The organism is Paenibacillus sp. FSL H7-0350 (assembly GCF_038593195.1).
Lineage (GTDB): Bacteria > Bacillota > Bacilli > Paenibacillales > Paenibacillaceae > Paenibacillus_AQ.
In genome coordinates this window covers 6,794,421-6,812,605 of record NZ_CP151972.1, presented here as the reverse complement: position 1 = coordinate 6,812,605, position 18,185 = coordinate 6,794,421, and the positions used below count along the sequence as shown (strand labels likewise).

14 protein-coding genes are annotated in these 18,185 nt (G+C 51.9%); 5 read left to right on the top strand and 9 right to left on the bottom strand.

Annotated elements, in window-relative coordinates:
- Window positions 1–43: 43 nt before the first annotated feature.
- The gene (locus NYE24_RS30480) at window positions 44–709 is read left to right on the top strand and encodes a hypothetical protein (RefSeq protein ID WP_342477383.1); all 666 of its coding nucleotides are present in this window, start codon (window positions 44–46) and stop codon (window positions 707–709) included.
- A 441-nt stretch (window positions 710–1,150) separates the two neighbouring features.
- Here NYE24_RS30480 and NYE24_RS30475 read toward each other — a convergent pair whose 3' ends face one another.
- Together NYE24_RS30475 and NYE24_RS30470 are read right to left on the bottom strand one after the other, a co-directional pair.
- Entirely contained in the window at window positions 1,151–1,879 is a 729-nt protein-coding gene (locus NYE24_RS30475) for an HAD family hydrolase (RefSeq protein ID WP_076155026.1), read from the bottom strand.
- Window positions 1,880–2,052: 173 nt separating this feature from the next.
- The gene (locus NYE24_RS30470) at window positions 2,053–2,310 is read right to left on the bottom strand and encodes an AbrB/MazE/SpoVT family DNA-binding domain-containing protein (RefSeq protein WP_036692891.1); all 258 of its coding nucleotides are present in this window, start codon (window positions 2,308–2,310) and stop codon (window positions 2,053–2,055) included.
- A 388-nt stretch (window positions 2,311–2,698) separates the two neighbouring features.
- Between NYE24_RS30470 and NYE24_RS30465 the strand changes: the two genes are divergently transcribed.
- Together NYE24_RS30465 and NYE24_RS30460 are read left to right on the top strand one after the other, a co-directional pair.
- On the top strand, window positions 2,699–3,118 hold the full coding sequence (locus NYE24_RS30465; protein ID WP_342477382.1) for a MarR family transcriptional regulator: 420 nt from the start codon (window positions 2,699–2,701) through the stop codon (window positions 3,116–3,118).
- Between the two features lie 179 nt (window positions 3,119–3,297).
- On the top strand, window positions 3,298–3,933 hold the full coding sequence (locus NYE24_RS30460; RefSeq protein WP_143804241.1) for a hypothetical protein: 636 nt from the start codon (window positions 3,298–3,300) through the stop codon (window positions 3,931–3,933).
- 57 nt (window positions 3,934–3,990) lie between these two features.
- Here the strand turns inward: NYE24_RS30460 and NYE24_RS30455 are convergent, their stop codons facing one another.
- The 5 genes from NYE24_RS30455 to NYE24_RS30435 form a co-directional block, all read right to left on the bottom strand.
- A complete protein-coding gene (locus tag NYE24_RS30455; protein ID WP_342477381.1) occupies window positions 3,991–4,119 on the bottom strand; it encodes a hypothetical protein in 129 nt (42 codons plus the stop codon).
- 246 nt (window positions 4,120–4,365) lie between these two features.
- On the bottom strand, window positions 4,366–6,462 hold the full coding sequence (locus NYE24_RS30450) for an alpha-galactosidase (protein WP_342477380.1): 2,097 nt from the start codon (window positions 6,460–6,462) through the stop codon (window positions 4,366–4,368).
- Window positions 6,463–6,851: 389 nt separating this feature from the next.
- Window positions 6,852–8,177 carry an extracellular solute-binding protein gene (locus NYE24_RS30445; RefSeq protein ID WP_036692881.1) on the bottom strand — a complete coding sequence of 442 codons (1,326 nt, stop codon included), beginning with the start codon at window positions 8,175–8,177 and terminating at the stop codon, window positions 6,852–6,854.
- A 122-nt stretch (window positions 8,178–8,299) separates the two neighbouring features.
- The gene (locus NYE24_RS30440) at window positions 8,300–9,946 is read right to left on the bottom strand and encodes a response regulator (RefSeq protein WP_076155035.1); all 1,647 of its coding nucleotides are present in this window, start codon (window positions 9,944–9,946) and stop codon (window positions 8,300–8,302) included.
- A complete protein-coding gene (locus tag NYE24_RS30435; protein ID WP_342477379.1) occupies window positions 9,939–11,801 on the bottom strand; it encodes a histidine kinase in 1,863 nt (620 codons plus the stop codon). The genes NYE24_RS30440 and NYE24_RS30435 overlap by 8 nt, the downstream gene beginning before the upstream one ends.
- Before the next feature lie 207 nt (window positions 11,802–12,008).
- Between NYE24_RS30435 and NYE24_RS30430 the strand changes: the two genes are divergently transcribed.
- Both NYE24_RS30430 and NYE24_RS30425 read left to right on the top strand, forming a co-directional pair.
- Window positions 12,009–12,899: a sugar ABC transporter permease gene (locus NYE24_RS30430; RefSeq protein ID WP_036692876.1), complete on the top strand. Its 891-nt coding sequence runs from the start codon at window positions 12,009–12,011 to the stop codon at window positions 12,897–12,899.
- On the top strand, window positions 12,899–13,735 hold the full coding sequence (locus tag NYE24_RS30425; protein ID WP_036692874.1) for a carbohydrate ABC transporter permease: 837 nt from the start codon (window positions 12,899–12,901) through the stop codon (window positions 13,733–13,735). Before NYE24_RS30430 ends, NYE24_RS30425 begins: the two co-directional genes overlap by 1 nt.
- A 79-nt stretch (window positions 13,736–13,814) precedes the next feature.
- Here NYE24_RS30425 and NYE24_RS30420 read toward each other — a convergent pair whose 3' ends face one another.
- Window positions 13,815–14,924: a response regulator gene (locus tag NYE24_RS30420; protein WP_342477378.1), complete on the bottom strand. Its 1,110-nt coding sequence runs from the start codon at window positions 14,922–14,924 to the stop codon at window positions 13,815–13,817.
- 36 nt (window positions 14,925–14,960) lie between these two features.
- A complete protein-coding gene (locus NYE24_RS30415) occupies window positions 14,961–18,068 on the bottom strand; it encodes an ATP-binding protein (protein WP_342477377.1) in 3,108 nt (1,035 codons plus the stop codon).
- Window positions 18,069–18,185 lie beyond the last annotated feature (117 nt).

The window sequence follows — 18,185 nt, the reverse complement described above, 5'->3', positions numbered from 1 at the left end:
AGAGGGGCGTTCTTTTTTTGTTAACATGAAGGAGGGAATACATATGGAGTTTGAAAAAGCGCATCAATTGCTATTGGACCGGCATCTAACTGTCCGAACAGGGGAGCGCAGAGGGCGTCTCTCACGGGGGCACCAGTATGCTGAGAAACTGATGCTGCGCAATGTCTGGTGGCCGCTATTCGGCAACCTGGATGACCTGCATCCTGAATATGAAATCTATGACTGGAACCGCAAATCACAATTTCTGGATGTTGCCTTTCTCCCCTCCTACGGAAAATTCGGTCTGGAGTGTGACGGTTACCAGAGTCATGTGAAGGATATGGACCGGCAGAAATTCAGTTACTCGCTTAACCGTGATACATTCTTGAGCGGAATGGGCTGGAGAATCATCCATTTCTCCTTCGATGATGTACAGAACCGCCCGGAAATCTGCCGGATGCTGCTGCAAATGGTCATTACTCCCGCCTTGCTCCGCAACCCGTCCGGGCAGTCTCTCTCACCGCTGGAACGAGAGATCCTAAGACTATCCTGGAGTCAAAAGAAGGGCTTACGCCCCAAAGATGTGATGCTCCAATACGATGTGAGCTTTCGGACAGCGCGTAAACAACTGCAGGAGTTAGTCCGTAAAGGCCTGCTGCGCCCAGTGATCCAAAACACTTATGTATGTTATTACGAGCCGGTAGAAGGATTATCCGATTGGTTTCTGTAATGTTGAGGTTAGCAACTCCTCCGAACAGCAGAGTAGGTCTGTTAAGTAGAGTAGATCGGTGAGGGGTGCGGTGAGGGGTGCGGTGCGGTTCAGACGCTGAAGACAAACTGAAAGTGTTGCAGGAAATGCAACTTGGCTATCTAAATACTGGGGTGTGCGGCAGAATTGTTGCAAGAAATGCAGGAATCTTAACGCAAAGTTGCTCAAATGCGAAGTAATCCTGCCTTTTGTACAACATTTCCCGATAATTTCCATCTCAGCGTCAAGCATGTTGTATAATGTGCAGGAATTGAACGCTTAACAGAAAAAACCGCCTTCGCCCTCCTAAACGTGCGGGCGAAGGCTGACACATTGCCTACCTTATTAAAGTTTCTTCCCAGTAGTAAAGCTCACTCCTAGCTCACTCCTAGCTTACTCCCTGCTTATTCCAGGTACGCCGGATTACAGGTCAGCTGCAACGCTGTTATCATATAGAGCAATCAATTCATCGAACGATGAGATAATGACATCCGAACCCTTCAGCTCATCCTGCCGCCCGAAGCCGGCATAGGCGCAGCCGATGACGGTCTGTCCGTTGCCCTTGCCCGCCTGTACATCGGAGGAACGGTCCCCGACCATCCAGGCGCTGCCGATCTTGTGATTGTCCAGCAGAAGGCCGAGCAGCTCGGTCTTGGTTGCCGTACCCGAGCCGCCTGCGCTATACAGCCCCTCGAACAGGTCCTTCAGCTCGTGCACAACTACAATGCTATGGATATAATCCTCCAGCCCGTTGCTGGCTACGAACAGCTTCACTCCGCGCGCGTGCAGCGCACGCAGCGTCTCGACTACCTTAGGGTACAGGACCGTCCCTCCGGCTTCCAGCCCCTCAATCTCAAGCTGCAGGAGCAGTTCATCCGCCCGGCGGTGTACGGCCTCATCCGCTTCCGGCATTACGTTCTTCCAGATATCCGCAAGCAGCATGCCTAGACTGCCCAGGATGCGCTCCTCCGGCGGAGTCGGGCCGGAATGCAGGCCTTCTTCCCGCAGGATATCAAACATTTTATGATAGGCGGGCAATAACAGGCTCTCTGTCTGGAACAGCGTACCATCCATATCGAATACGATGGCTTCCGGCTGGTTTAAGTTCGGCAGCGGTCTGTTCCCCGCCTGTGTCTGTTCTTCGTTGCTCATGAGGTGAATCATCCCTTCCCAATTATTCTTCGGTCACACGCCCTAATGATATAGGAAGCAGCAGATGTTGTCTACGAACCCCTAATTACAGAAAGGGACCGCAGTGCAAACACATAGCGTGCTTACACTGCGATCCCTTCTGTTCATACTGCATACTGCCTCAGAACCTTAACTTATACGTTGTCGAAGCTTGAAATCAGTTCATCGAGAACATCTTTGCTGACCATTTTACCCTTGAAGTTGATCAGGTTCTCGGCACTTCCGGAGAAGATGCAAGTAGGTTCATATTTTCTGAGAATGATCTTTTCGCCGTCCACAAAAATTTCGAGCGGATCCTTTATGTCAATTCCCATTGTTCTACGCAGCTCAATCGGAATCACAATACGTCCCAGTTCATCTACTTTTCTTACTATACCTGTTGCTTTCATCATTATGCATCCTCCCTTGAAATAACACTTGGATCATCATTCGGTGTTAAAAGCTATCAAAGCTTCTAATAAGTAGAAATGATTACTCTATAATAGCATTGTAAAGTGCTATTTCTTTCCTGTCAATTTTATTTCTACATCTTTTGATATTTATCGACAAAAAATTCGACAAAGATTAGAGTTTTTTCGACAAATCTATAATCGAAACCGTTTTATTTCCATTTTATTCTTTTCATTCTATTTTTGCCCGAAATGCTCTAGGGTATTGGCTGAAGCGGTTCTGCTCTTAGCTTACGGCTGCTCCTTTGGAACTATGCTCTGCCTTCCTTACTTGACAATAAAGATATACAATCTATATATTTTACTTAATATACTATATTGGAGTGTTTCTATGAGCAAAGAAGCAGAGAAAGAACAAGCCGTCTATACTGTCATGGATCATATGGCAAGCGTGCAGCAGAAGTCGCAGGCGTTCATAGACCGGATTACCAAGAAAGGATCACTCTCGCAGAACCAGATCATGCTGTTGTTCCTGCTGCAGCTCACCGGCTCCCTTAATATTACGGATATTTCAGAGCGGCTAGTGATTACTCCAGGAGCCGCTTCGTTCATGTGCGATAAGCTGGAGGATCTGGGATACATCGAGAGAGTGCGCACGAAGGAAGACCGCAGAGTCGTCAATATTGTTCTCACCGGACCAGGCAAACAGCACATCCTTTCTCTGTTCGACACCTTTGCATTGACTGACCTCGTCAAAATCTCGGTGGCCCTCCAGAGAATCGATGAGCTGATGGGCGGAATGTTAGAATAATACTAACGTTATTCTTTAAACACTGATTGCATTTCCTTTAGGGAAGTGCAGTTTTTTTGTTGTACGATCTGCGATTCAGGCGAAACCCGATTGTTGCGGTTGATAATATATTGATTATATATTTCATTTAATATATATTATAGTTACTTAAATATTATAAAACGGCGGTGAATGAACCTATGCCTACACGGAACCCGGCACCTGCGCCCAACAAACCTCTTAAAATCAACGGCTCCCGGATCTGCCGGGGGGATATGGACGCCTCCCGTGTGGAAGTGCTGGGCCACCTGCATGTCAGCGGGAGCTTGACCACAACGCGCCTGAGGCTTAGAGGAGAATGCTCCATAGGGTTGTCATGCAATACGCAGGAGCTGAGCAGCTTCGGCAGTCTGCGCGTTCCTGAACTCAGAGGCGTGAGCATCACGTCCAATGGATACCTGTCTGTTACCGGTGAGGCTGCCGCAGAAGAATTCAAGGCTGAGGGCTGCGTACGTATAGACCGCTTGTCCTGCATCGGCACCATCCGCATCAAGCTGGGGGCCTTGTGCAAGATCAGACACATGACCTCTGAAGGTGATATTATCGTGTCGCCCTCCTCAAGGTTGCTCCCTATTCCGCTGAGCCCTTTCCGCAAGCTGCGCTGTGAGATCATTGAAGGGGCTGACCTCACCCTGTACCGGACGCAGGCAGACCTCGTGTGCGGACAGAATGTTACGCTCGGGCCGGGATGCTCCATCCGGGAGATCCGTTACCGGGAGACGCTGACAATTCATCCCCTTTCCCAGATAGGCAAGATTATTCAGATAAATACATAACGATGGAGGTACAAACATGAAATCTTCTTCCGCTGGTGCAATGCCTATATTGCTAAACTATTTGGCAAAAGGATTCGTCATCCTGTTTGCATTGCCCGTGCTGGGCGTCTGGTTGGCCGGGAGCTTCATCTGTGCCATCATCGCTCCTGTAGCAGGCTTGCTGCGGACCTTCGGAGTCAGTGCCATAGGGATGAATCTGACCCCGTCCTATTCAGTCCCGGTCTTTCTGAGCTTGCCCTTCAGCTTAGTTCTCGCGTCCCTCCTTCTCTTGTCCTTTTATTACACCCGCCGTTTGTTGCGGAAAAGCCTAAGCTTCATCAGGTAGCAAAAGGGGTATTTCAGCAGCCATCCTCCGGCGCAGAAATACCCCTTTTTGTATACAGAACACTCCATACCAGCTGTTCAGCCTCTTCTTGGTGTGCGAAGCTGGCCCTACGAACGAAGCTCGAAGAGCCTCGCAGTCTTGCCAGCGGGCAGCGTAACGGTCAAGCTGCCTTCCTCCGCGTTCCAGCTCCACTGCGATCCGTGTGTCTCAGGATACGTACACCGGGCCTCCGCATCGCGTCCCCTCAGCTCAGGAACAGGCAGCGTGACCGCAGCCGCTTCTCCCGCAATTCGCCATACAGCGATATAGCGGATGTCTCTATGACGCAGGCCGAAGCTGACCCATTCCCCTCCACTGTCGGGCAGACCGAGCGGCCAGAAGGCGAAGGCTTGCGGAATGTGGGCGCGGATAGACTTGTAATAATCCAGCGCCTCCTTCACCAGCGCCCGGCGTCTTGGCGTTAGCTCAGCCAGATGGCCGCTCTGGTGGACGCGAAGCAGCAGCGAGTTAACCATATTGAAAATAACCTCTTCATCGTCGCCTTCGCGCAGCGGATATGACCAGACCGCGGATTGTTCGGGAGTCAGTGCAGCCGGAGAGCCTGCGGCAATGGCAGCATACTTCACGTAATCCTCCTGATCACTGGTGGACTGGATGCTGTGACGGCTGAGCATGGCGTAATCCATCCGCATCCCGCCGCTGGAGCAGTTCTCGATCACCAGCTGCGGATAACGGGCAAAGATGCTGTCGAGCCAAGCCAAATAAGCGCGGTTATGCTGCAAAAGGCCGTCCCCGAAGCTGTCTGCCTCCGTCTCCGTACCAATGCCTGCATTGATGTTATAGTCCATCTTGATATACCCGACGCCGTATTCCCCGACCAGCCGGGCAATCACGCTGTCGGCATGCTTGATGACCGCCGGATTACGGTAATCGAGCTGATAGCGGCTGCGGTCCTTGACCCGCTTGCCATGGCGCATGAAGAACCAGCTGTCGTCAGTCTCCGCAAGCTTCGGACTGTTGATGCCCATCACCTCCAGCTCCAGCCACAGGCCCGGAATCATCCCCTTGCTGCGGATCACCTCCAGCACGTATTTGATGCCTTCCGGGAAGCGCTCAGCCGAAGGCTCCCACTCCCCGACCCCGTCCCACCATTCACCTGGAGCATACCAGCCTGCATCGATGCAGAAGTATTCACAGCCGACTTCGGCAGCAGCATCAATCAGCGGCAGCAGCTTCTCCGTGGTCGGGCTTCCCCACAGGCAATTCATGTAATCGTTGAAAATCACCCGCAGCCGCTCATTATCCTCATTCGGTCTGCGGATCAGCCGCCGGTATGCAGTTAGCTGCTCAGCCGCCTCTCCGAACCCACCCTCTACTACACCTGCGGCCACCGGCACAGAGGTGAACGCTTCGCCAGGGGCGAGCTTCAGCCACCAGTGGTTGTCATGCTCCGTAGGCCCGCTGACCAGCAGTGTAAGCTGATCTGCCTGATCCGTCAGCTCCCAGTGCCAGGAGCCGTTATGTTCAATCTGCCAGAACAGGCTGCTCCCGCTCTCCTGGTTGCTTAGCACGGCCATTGGCAGCAGCTCAGCCGCTGACCAAGACCCGGTATTGCTGGCCGCAATCCGCTTCGATCCACGGTCAGCGAGATGGGACATGCCCAGCTCTGGCAGACTGTAGCTTTTCCACTGCAGCTCACTCTGCCACCCGCTGTGAGCAATACTCACTTCAATCTTGTCGTTACGGTCTCCGTCGCCCTCCTTGTCCACTCCTGTAAGCGCGAACGAAGACAGATACTCCACACCCGCTTCCGCATCGCCTTCATTCCGTACCACTGTCCAGGAGCGAACAATCTGCACGCCAGTATAGAACTGATAATGCTGTACTGCCTTCACACCCGTCAGCGGGTCAGCCAGCGTAAGCTCCAGCTTCCGTCCCAGCGGATTCATCGTGTCCTTATGCCCGACATACACCATCCGTAATCCCGGATAAGACGCGCGGTGCGTCCGCCCGTGATATTCCGCCCGGTCTTCCCCCGACAGCTGCAGCTCCAGCAGCCGGAAGCTTGCCTTATGCTTGTCTTCTATGCTCCCTGCTTCCAGCGGCGCTGCGCCAAAATGCAGCAGCCGCACATCCAGCTCCCCCGAAATTTCAATCGTAAGATAAAGCCCGTTCTCGGCTATGTCTATAAGCCTGCTGTCCATGTCTGATTTGGCCTCCTTACAAATGATGTTGTTCTTGGTCTCTTGGTTACTTGGTTACTTGGTTACTTGGTTTCCTGTTTTTCTACCTCCCCTGATTAGGAGGCCATCTCTTGTATTCGTAACTCCTGATTTCCTGCGGTGCTCGTGTAAGTGGCGAAGTAACGGAGGTGAAGTTTGGGTTGAAGGAGCGATAGCGTCCGCCTTTGTCTCCGGATTTCAACCGCTATCAGCGGTAAAATCAAGAAATCTGGAGACAACAGCGGCCGGAGGCCCAAACATTCACCGCAGTTACGTCCAGCCACTTACACCCCCTCCCCCGCCGAATAATCTGTGTTACATAGAAAGATGGCCTCTCAGCAATCCTCAGAGGCCATCATTAAACCTTATTTTTATTCCGCAGACCCGAATTGAATCCAAGCCTTCTGAATTTCATCAATCGCCTGATCCTTCGTCTTGCTGCCGCCGATATAAGCCTGCATCAGCTCACCGAATTTCTGGTGGAACGTATCCAGGGAGTAGTTCACCGACAGGTCGCCGGATTTCTCCGTCTTCAGGATTTCTTCCATTTCCTTAGGCATTTGCAGGTCAGGCATCGGAGCGTCCTTGATCGGAGGAATGACCTTGGCTACATTAGAGAACCAGCTCTTCCCGTAATCGGAAGTATACAGCCAATTGAAGAACTCAATCGTTTCCGCTGCTACCGCAGAATCTTTATTGATCCGCAGTGCCTGGTCGGCACCGGTGATAATCTGGGACTGCTCCGGTTTGTCACTGACAGGGTACCCGGCGATGCCGAGGTCAAAGTCAGGGGTAATTTTCTTAATCGCTTCTTCATCCCACGCGCCTTTACCGGTCATGAATGCTGTTTTGCCCAGGGCGAAATCACTGACCTCAGCGTTGCTGTCGCGTTCAAGCGGCTTGTCTGTTCCGTGCTTAACGGTTGTATCAATGAAGCTGAAGAAGTTGTCGTTCAGCACCGGATGATCTTTGAAGGTCGTCTTCCCGGCAATGAAGTCCGCTACGAGCGTCTTGGCATCGGTTCCGGCATCGGTCGCTGCGGCGTCTACGAAGTGCTGGAAGATATGCTTCCATACCCACCACTCTTTGTAGGCGTTGGCGAAGGGGGTGATGCCCTTGGCTTCAAGCTTGGTGATCGCATCATCCATTTCAGCAGTTGTCTTAGGCACTTCAGTGATGCCGGCATCCGCCAGCAGCTTCTTGTTGTACATCAGGACGAACAGGTTGCCCTTCACCGGCAGTCCGAGCACTTTGCCATCGGTAGAGCTCATGTTGGAGCGGACGGCATCCGTCATCGCGGCGGCCAGCGGCTCATTGGTCAAGTCAGCGCTGTATTCGGCAAAAGTATCGATATCCCCGCCTGCCGTGGTCTGGAACACATCCGGTGTGCTGCCGGCGGCAATCTTGGATTTCAGCACCGTATTGTAGTCTGCCTGCATGATTTCCAGATTGATCGTAACGTTCGGCTTCACCTTCTTGTATTCGGCAATATAAGCATTGAAGGCATCTGTGTATTCGGGAGAGGCGGTGAACATATTAATGGTGACGGGCTTGGCGGAATCCGTTGGTGTATTGCCTGCTCCAGCTGTTCCACCCGTGTTGTTAGCGGTATTATTGTTGCTATTTCCGCCGCAGCCGGCCAGCAGTCCGCCCACCAGCAGCAGACTCGCAGATAATGCCATGAATCGTTTTAACATGATGTTGCCCCCTTTTTCCTTATGCATCTTGTGGTCTTGCTCATCATTCTAAATAAAAAGAAAAAGGATAAGAATGTACATAAGTGAACTTCTGAGGGTAAAAAAGTGTCCATGTAACCGTTTCACTTTTCTACCCCTGGCAGCTGTAGCCGGAATTCAGAAGGGGAGCAATCATAGTAATTGCGGAACGCCTTGCTGAAATAGTTCTTGTCCTTATACCCCAGCATTTCAGAGATATCCTGAATTTTGAGGGCAGGGTCGGTCAGCAGTGCTTTGGCTTTGTCCATCCTTACCTTTTGCACATACTCATGAATGCCGTAGCCGTATTGTCCCTTGAACAGCTTCATCAGATACTCTCTGCTCAGGAAATATTGTTCCGTGAACATTGATATCTTAATATCCCCGAAATAATGGTTATCAATATACGCCTTAATATTCTCCAGCACGCTGCTGCGGTCTCCGGCCACCGTCCGGCTGATCTCGCCCGCATAACGGTCAAAGATATCGTTAAGCACGCCCGCAAACTGCCCGAAGGAGGCGAAGTCGCTAAGGACGCCCAGGGAAGCCAGACTGCCGTCCTTTCCGCTGCGGGTCTGCGGCGGCATAGCATCCAACTCTGCAGCAATCTCGCCCAGCAGCAAAAGAAAACCATGTAGCGTCCTGTCCGCCTCCCCGAGCGTGAAGCCTTCCGTCTCCTGGCATTTACGGATGAATTCGCTGAGGATGCTGCGGGCATGGTTCACATTCCCGCCCTCCAGCGCGCTGCGGATCTGCGGCATCCGCCCGGTCAGGGAGGGATTATCCCGTGATACCGGATTCACTGCTCTGCCCTGTGCGATCAGGCTGCCCTTTAGACTGAGCAGGTCAATCGTATCTAGTGAGGCTTTGGCCTGCTCATAGGAGGCGGCAATGCTGAGCGAATCACTGCAAGGCTCCCCGATTCCGCCTGCACAGATGATTCCGAACAGCTCCTTCAAGGTAGAAGCTGCTTTCTTCATATGGTGCAGCGACAGGAAGGCCGCATCTGCTTCATAACCGCCCTTCATGGTGAAGATGGCAATGAATTCGCGCTCCCCCTTAGGGCTGGCGAAGCTGAACGACTCGAACTGCCCGTCCGTGTTCTCGTTCATCACATTCGTTACGGCAAAATGCAGCAGATCCCGGTCTCCATGGAATCTTTCCTTACGTACCTGCTCCAGATTAAGCATCCGCAGCAGTCCGACAGCGAAGTGGCTGGCCGCCCCATCCGCCCCGATCAGCGGGAGAAAGGCCTCATTGGACTGGGTCTTGAAGCTCCGGTCAATGATGGACAGGTACATCTTCTCCTTCAGCTTCGGCAGCGACATATTGAGTGTAATATTGCGGTTGATGAACTCGCTCTCCCGCTTCCGCTTGGCCTCCAGCACCCCCACTGCCTTGCGCAGCGCATGGTTAAGATCTGTGCGGTTCACCGGCTTCAGCAGGTAATCCACCACCTTCGAGCGGATGGCTTGGCGTGTATACTCGAAATCATTATAGCCGCTGATCACAATCAGCAGCAGGTCAGGGAATTCCTGCTCGGCTATCTGCAGCAGCTCGGCTCCGCTCAGCTCCGGCATTTTCATATCAACCAGCACCAGATCGAACCGTTCGCGGCGCAGCAGCTCGAGTCCCGCTTTCCCGTCTGTCGCCTCCCGCACCTCACTGACACCAAGGCCTTCCCAATCCCCCAGGATATGGATCGCTTCGCGCAGCGGCTCCTCATCATCAATAATAAGCACTCTATACATGTTGTCCCACTCCTCCCCGCGGCAGCCGCATATCCATTCGTGTTCCTTGCTCCGTGCTATGAATGACCAGACCCGACTCTTCTCCATACAAAAGCTTCAGCCGGGTATTCAGATTCTTCAGCCCGATACTTTCCATGCCGTCCTCTTCGTCCGTGTCCGCTGTGCGGTCCTCCCACTGCATCTGAAGTGAATTCAGCACCTGCTCCAGCCGTTCTCCGCTGATGCCCGGACCATCGTCCAGCACGGAGATCACGCTGTGTGTGCCGGTGATATGAGCCTCAATGGTGAGGGTAACCGTACTCGATACCTTTTCCAGCGCATGCTTGATGCAGTTCTCCACCAGGGTCTGGAGCGACAGCTTGGGGATTCTCAGCTCCATCAGGCTCTCATCCCAGGCGTACACCACCTGCATCCGGTTCCCGAACCGCGCCTTTTGCAGCGCCAGATAACGTTCGATATGCCCCAGCTCCTCCCTTGCCTGCACCACATCCTTGCCGCTAATGCAGTATCGCAGGGTCAGGGCCAGGTTGTCCACCATCTCGACAATGTCATCGTTGTTGTTCTTGAGGGCCTTGGTTGAAATCGCCTGGAGCGCATTGTACAGGAAATGGGGATTAATCTCGGCCTCCAGCGCTTTTAGGACGGCGTTCTTTTCAACGATTTTCATTTTATAGCGTTCATTAATCAGCTCATTCGTCCTCTCGACCATCTTGTTGAAATGGCGCGACAGGTAGGCGATCTCATCCTTGCCTGCAACCGCAGCCTGCGCATCGAAGCTCCCGGTGCTGAACCGCTGCATCTGGAGCGACAGATTCTTCAGCGGGTGGGTAATCCGGTTCGAGGTGAAGCTGACCAGCACCACAGAGACGATCAGGAACAACAGGCCAATCGCTACACTTAACGTACGCGTCGTTGTCGCCGCCTCATAGATTTGGGTGTAGGGAATCGGCTTGACGAGCTTCCAGCCTTCCTTTTGACTGATGTCATAGATTACGAGGTATTTCTGGTCCTTGCCGGACCAGGTTACGCGCCCCTTCTGCTCCGGTGTCAGCAGCTTCGCCAGCCCCGCCTGCTTGCTCTCCCGGTAGAATTCCTTATCGTCCACCTTGAAGGGCTCCCCGTCCGGGCTAATATACATCAGATGCTCTCCGGTGCTGAACGGGATATCCCGCATAATCTCATCGGTCACGGAGGAGTTCAAATATAGCGATAATACCGCCTGCGGCTCGCGTGACACGATGGAGCGGATCAGCCGGTGGTAGCCCATGAACACCTTGGCCCGGTTAACGGGGTAATCGGCGCTGTTCACGCTGGCCGGCTGCTCCTCCACGAACGACTGATAGGAACGGTTATACGGACTCTTAAGCGCCCGCTTATACCACGGCAGGTCATCAATAGGCGGATGCTCGGCTACCCGGACGGTGATATTATAGTTCTCCTTGGTGACATAATAATACTTCTGCTCCTTGATTACATAGAGATAGACAGCCTCCAGATCATTGCGTGAAAAATACAAATTCCGCAGATAATCCTCCACGTACATCCGGGAGCTGTAGTCTTCCGATTCATGCAAGAGCGCATAATTGAACTCATCATAGGAGATCTGAGGCAGAGACAACTGCTCAATCCCGCTCAGATAGCTCTCCAGATTACGTCCGACCAGGAGCAGGTTATTGCCTGTACTGGCAATGCTGTTATCAACCGATTCCCGCTGCAGCATGCTATAGGATATGTAGGTGAGTGAACTGACCACCAGGATGATGATAATCGTAAACAACAGAATCAGCTTGTTAGCCAGGCGGCGGGACACCCGCGCCAGTAAAGGCTCGATCAGCTTAAACCACACTTTTCTCATGATGCTCTCCGCTCTCCCCGCTGCCGGTTTTGGGGACTTGTCCGGCCTCCGCAGTCCGTTCACCTTTTTACCCTTAACTGTACTCTAAAATCCATTTTTGACGATAAGGGTCTGCTCTATAATACACAATATAGACTAACCGGAATGGTTAAGTGTGGCAAGCCAGGCCTAATACTCCCACCCTATAACTCAAGAAGAGGTGCATCCATGTTAAAAACACCCGGCAAAAGATGGCGCGAGAAATTCGAATTCGGAATCTTTACTCTCCCGGTTCTGATCTGTATCGCTGTAGCCTTCTATATCCCCTTCGCCATGACCATCCGCTATTCAATGACCAAGTGGAACGGGATCTCCAAGCACCCCAAGTTCGTCGGGCTGGATAATTTCAAGCAGATCTTCTCCGGCGATACCAACTTCTCGGATGCCGCCTGGTTCACGATTAAATACGCGGTGCTCTACATTATCATAGTCAACGTGCTGGCGATTCTGCTGGCGGTGCTGCTGGACATGAAGCTGAGAAGCACCTCCTGGCTGAGAGCAGCCTTCTTCATCCCTTATATCCTCAGTCTGGTCATTGTCGGCTTCATCTGGAAGTTCATCTTCATGCAGGGCTTCAACTCACTGGGCGAGAGCACCGGCTGGGCAATCTTCGATCTCAGCTGGCTCGGGACACCGGGACTGGCCTTCATCTCCATCCTGGGCGTATCCATCTGGCAGTCGATCGGGTTCTATCTGGTCATCTACATTGCCGGTCTGCAGTCTGTGCCTGAGGATCTCAAGGAAGCCGCTACAGTAGACGGTGCCGGGCCGCTGAGACGATTCTTCAGCATTACGCTGCCGCTGCTTGCCCCATCGATCACGATCTCTGTGTTCATGGCACTCACCAATTCGATCAAGGTATTCGATGTCATCCTGTCGTTGACCGGCGGCGGTCCCGGCGGAACTACGTATAGTATCGCTTATGATATCTACCGGGATACGTTCCAGAACAATCTGTACGGCTACGGTACAGCCAAAGCGCTCATTCTGTTCCTCGCCGTGCTAGTCGTAACGATCATCCAGCTGACCGTCTTTAAACGGAGAGAGGTAGAGGCCTAATGACAACCAACCACAACAAGGCAGGCAAGATCATCCTGGAGGTTATTCTGGTCCTCTTGTCTCTGCTGTTCCTGTACCCGCTGTTTCTGACCATTATCAACTCGCTCAAAAGCTTCGGCGAGGTCATGACCGATGTCATCGCCCTGCCGCAGAAGCTGACCTTCAGCAACTACTCCTATGTCTGGGAGTTCATCAACTATCCGCGGCTGTTCCTGAACAACTTTATCATTACAGGTGTCGGCCTGCTCGGTATCGTATTCATCTCCTCCATCGCCGCCTATAAGCTGGCCCGGACCAAGACCAGATGGAGCGGTGTCCTGTATTTCCTGTGCATTATGCCAATGCTGATCCCGTTCCAATCGATTATGCTGACGGTCCTCCAGACCGCTAAGAACCTCAACCTGTCGGAGAGCACTTGGGGACTGGGTCTCCTGTACTGGGGCTTCGGCGCTCCGCTGGCGGTATTCATCTATCACGGCTTCGTGAAGGGTATCCCGACAGAGATTGACGAGAGCGCGACGATTGACGGGGCTTCCGGCTTCCGCCTGTTCTTCAGCGTGATCTTCCCGCTGCTGAAATCGGTCACCACCACCATTGTGATCATCGATGTCATGTGGATCTGGAATGACTTCCTGCTCCCGCTGCTAATGGTCAATGGTTCACCGGAGACGAAGACGTTAACGCTGGCGGCTTACACCTTCGTGGGCCAGTATACCTCGGACTGGCAGTATGCCATGACCGCTATGGTAATGGCAGTGCTTCCTTCGATCGTGGTCTTCATCTTCCTGCAGAAATACATTGTGAAGGGCGTTGTGGCGGGGGCGGTTAAGGGCTGATCCTGTGATCACCGCAAAAAGGCGTCCTATAAGCCGTAACGGCTACATGGGACGCCTTTTCTTTTTGCCGCGGGATACCCTAATGAGCCTGCAGCCATTCATTCTTGATTTCTGGCGATAGCTCAAGCCCCAGCTCATTTTTACAAGCCGCTTCAAACTGCTTATAGAGTCTGTTGATATTGTCCATTGCGCCGCGTCCCCGGTACATACCGATTAACAGGCAGCTTATTTCCTCCTCCAGCGGATACAGCGACAAGTATTGCTCAAGACGTAATTCTGCTGCTGCTCCATTTCCAGCTGTAAGCTCCGCAGCCGCCAATTCCCGGACCATTGCTGTATATTGCTTGAAGTAAGCTTCCTCTAACGGGATCTTCCATAAGTAATTCTTGCCTTCCAGCAGCGGCCCCTGATACAGCGAACAGAGCTCTTCGGCTTGTTCTGTGGTCAGTCTGCCCTCATTGTGGACCTGCTGCAGTTGATGATACAGAAGGAGATCATATTGTTTATTTGCCGTGTCCAGCCTGTAACCGTCATTAAGCTTCTGTATGCTCATCGGAATTTCGTTCTCTTTCAGGACCTTTTTTAACAGGTACAGGGTATTATGCAGATTGGATAATCCCCGCTCTCCCTTCGCATCCTGCCACAACAAATCAATGAGCTTCCACTTGCTGATATACCGTCCAGGGTGGCACAGAAGATAAGCGAACAATTCCTCGGTCCGGCGGGTTCGGAAATGAACCGGGAGTCCCTCCGGATTAAGGACTTCAAATTCACCGAAGCAGCGGACAGAGAAGTTAGACTTGATGGTATCTGCGGGAATGAGGGTTGACCGGTGCTTGAACAGCCGCCCGGTGACCCGCTGAATCGCTTGTGGCGTGACGGGCTTAAGAATATAATCAAGTGCACTTACTTCAAATGCTTCTAGCGCATAATCCTTATAAGCTGTTGTGAACACAATCTCCGCCTGACCCAGCTGCTCATGAATATGCACTGCAAGCTGCAGCCCGTTCATCCTCGGCATCTCCACATCAATGAACACGATATCCGGCTGCAGCTCCTGCAGATTCGCCAAGGCCTCTACCGGATTCGTAAAAGCTCCTACAATGCTGTAATTGCTATTTTGGCCAACCAGCACCTTCATTAAATCCAGGATTGGCCGTTCATCCTCAACAATCATCGTCCGAAACATGGAAGCCCCCTCCTTCACGCAGAATTTTTTTTACTCCTACTCCTCAGAAGCCCCTTGCCCGGGGCCGCCACCGCTGAGCGGCAGATAGATCGTAACCTTCGTACCGCTGCCTGCTTCCGAATGAATGCTTAAGCTGGCTCCCGGAATCGTATCCAGACGCTTGCGGATATTCTGAATACCAATGCTTCCTTGCAGCTCTCCTCGACTGTTCAATGTATATAACAGATCAGCGGGAATGCCGACACCGTTATCTTCAACTGAGATCTTCATATATCCGTCACCAGCCTGAATCCTTAAGACAACCTTACCTTGTCCCTCCTTCTCGAACAGTCCATGACGGATGGCATTCTCAATGAACGGCTGGATGCAGAGGGAAGGGATATTCACGGCCTTCAGGGAATCATCCACCTGGCTGCTATAGTCGAACCTCTCCCCGAAGCGGGCTTGTTCAATTTCCACATAGGCTTGAATCAGCTCCAGCTCCCGGTACAAAGGAATGACGAGTGTGGAGCGGTCCATATCCAGAATAAAGCGCATATATTGGCTGAGCATGGTTAACAGATAAGCAGCCTTGACGCCATCGGTATAACAGAATGAGATGATACTGCTCATCGCATTATACAGGAAATGCGGTTTGATCTGGGCTTGATGGAACGCCTGCTCATGCCGGATCGCTTCCTGGATCGACGATTTCATGGCCAGCAGATTATGAATCCGGGCCATCAGCGTCTCGCTCTCAAAGGGCTTGGTCACAAAATCATTCGCCCCGGCCCGGAAGCCCAGCGCAATATCAGAAGGCGCATCCTTAACCGTGGCGAACAGGATCGGCAGATCCAGTATAGAATGGCGGCTACGCAGTGTTTCGCATAATTCTATGCCCGATGTACCCGGCATCATGATATCCAGAATGACAAGATCCACTTGCTGATATTCCTGCAGTTTGGTCAACGCCTCCTTGGCGGAGAAGGCTATCAACACATTATAATCATGACGGCGGAGAATATTCAGCAGTGTATGGATGTTGGAGGCCTCATCGTCTACAATCAGAATGGTCTGCCCTTCCCGGTCCAGTACATCAAGCACCGTATAATCAACATCAGCATGCAGCGCATAAGGTCCGGATACGGCAGTCTGCTGATATTCGGGAATAGGGTCGACTACGGGCAGTGTAAATACCATGCAGGTTCCCTTGCCCTTCTCGGACCAATCCACCCGAATCACACCGCCCATACGCTCCACCAGCTTCCTGCTGATATACAGCCCTACCCCCATTCCGGTATATCCGTCCTCCGGCAGCAGCCTGTCCACCTGCTCGAAATATTCAAAGATCGCCGCATGGTTCTCTTCCGATATCCCCGTTCCGGTATCCTCCACTTCAATGGAGACCTCACTCCCGGCTGCTCTTGCTGTAATCTGAATCGATCCGTGACTGGTATGCTTGATCGCGTTATGAACCAGGTTATACATCACCTGCCGCAGCCTGCTCTCATCCGCGAGTACCCAGGTACCAGCTTCCACTTGGTTGAGCAGCTGCACCTCTTTGCCCGCCAGCTCGAACCGGAGAATATCATAGACGATTTGGACAGCCACTCTCAGATCAACAGCAGTCTGGTGCAGTCGCAGTTCTCCGTGCCTCAGCCGGCTGACATCGATCAGATCCTGGATCAGCATCGACAGCTTCGTGGATGTATCCTTGATCAGCCACAGGTTCTGCTTCTGGCCTGCATGCAGATTCTCTTCCTGATTCTCCAGTAGAAACGAGGTCATATTCATAATTCCATGGAGCGGAGTCTTGATCTCATGAGAGGTGTTCATCAGGAATTCGTCCTTAAGCTGGTTCGCTGTCCATAGCTTACGGGATAGAATCTCTGCTTTGGCATACGCATTCGAGAACCTTACGGCCAGCAGGATATTAATGAGCACAATAAATGCAATAACTCCGCATCTTCCTGTAAAATTACTCTGCACAATATTCTCGGAATAGAGGCCGTCATTCATCAGATAGATTATCAGCGAGATGGCACCGCCAATGAACAGCATCAGCTCCGCACGGTCTGCCACTTGACTCTGCCTGCGGATATATAAATAGACCATTCTCGCTACAATGCCGAGCATAACGATCCAGAGATAGAATATAAAGAAATATTTCACACGAATATGCACCCCGTACGGCAAAAGCACAACCATAACAAGATACACCATAAACGGGGTAAGAATCAGCTTCAGCCTGCGCAGCGACATCAGGTGCGACTCTACGGTACAAAAGAACACAATAATCAGTATCGCGCTAAGGAAGTGGCTGACATCCAGCAGCTTATACGAAAAATCAAAGGGAACAGACGGCAGGAGACGCTGAAACACCTTCTCCCCGTACAAGGAGTTCTGCAAGGCCAGAAACAATAAGAAAAATCCGCTAAGCAAATACTCCTTCTCTTGGCGCCCAATAAAATAGAAGCTGAGGTGATAGGCACCGAACATGGCCAAGATCAAAATGACTCCAATATCCGCACCGATCTGTATCATGTTGCGCCGGGTGATGTCCTCTTGTGCTCCAAGCGTGAGGGAGTTCACAATTCCACCGGTGACAAAATTATAATTAGAGACTTGGATCACAATCTCTAGCTTGCGGGCATCCGGGTGAAAAAATACCGAATAAGGTGTATTTCCGGGTTGAAACGCACCTTTGTCGGTAGAAGGAAGCCCGCTGGCCCCCTCCTCCTGTCCACCAATGAACAGACGGTGGGACATTCGGATGCTTCTTATTTTTAAGCCGAGTATTTCATTGGTATCCCTAAGCAATACCTGCAGACGGTAGGTGCCAGAACCCCTGCTGCTCATCCCGCCATCGGGATTCTTGCCGCGCCAGGTACCGGGAACCTTAAAATAGTCAGGCGGAGAATCATACTGTACTAGCCGGAAATCCTCAGGGCTCAGCAGCTCATCCGGATAGAACTCCCATTCACCATCCAACTTCACGGCTCCCTGCTGCTCAAGATTCCAATTGGACAGATCCAGTACTCCCTTGTTCACTCTTACCTCACTTTGAGGAGGGCGGGTCAGTGAGAAGATTATGAAGATTAAAGAAAAGATAATAAAGAAGAATATGCCGATTCCCGCAAGTCTGCGGATATTTACCTTTCTCACAAACAGCCTCCAGTTCAAATCATCGATGTTCTCATTCTAACTTAATGCACTTATAAAAATCTCACAAAATACTTAAACAGAAAAAAGCACCATCCAGCGGAACTTCCTGGACAGTGC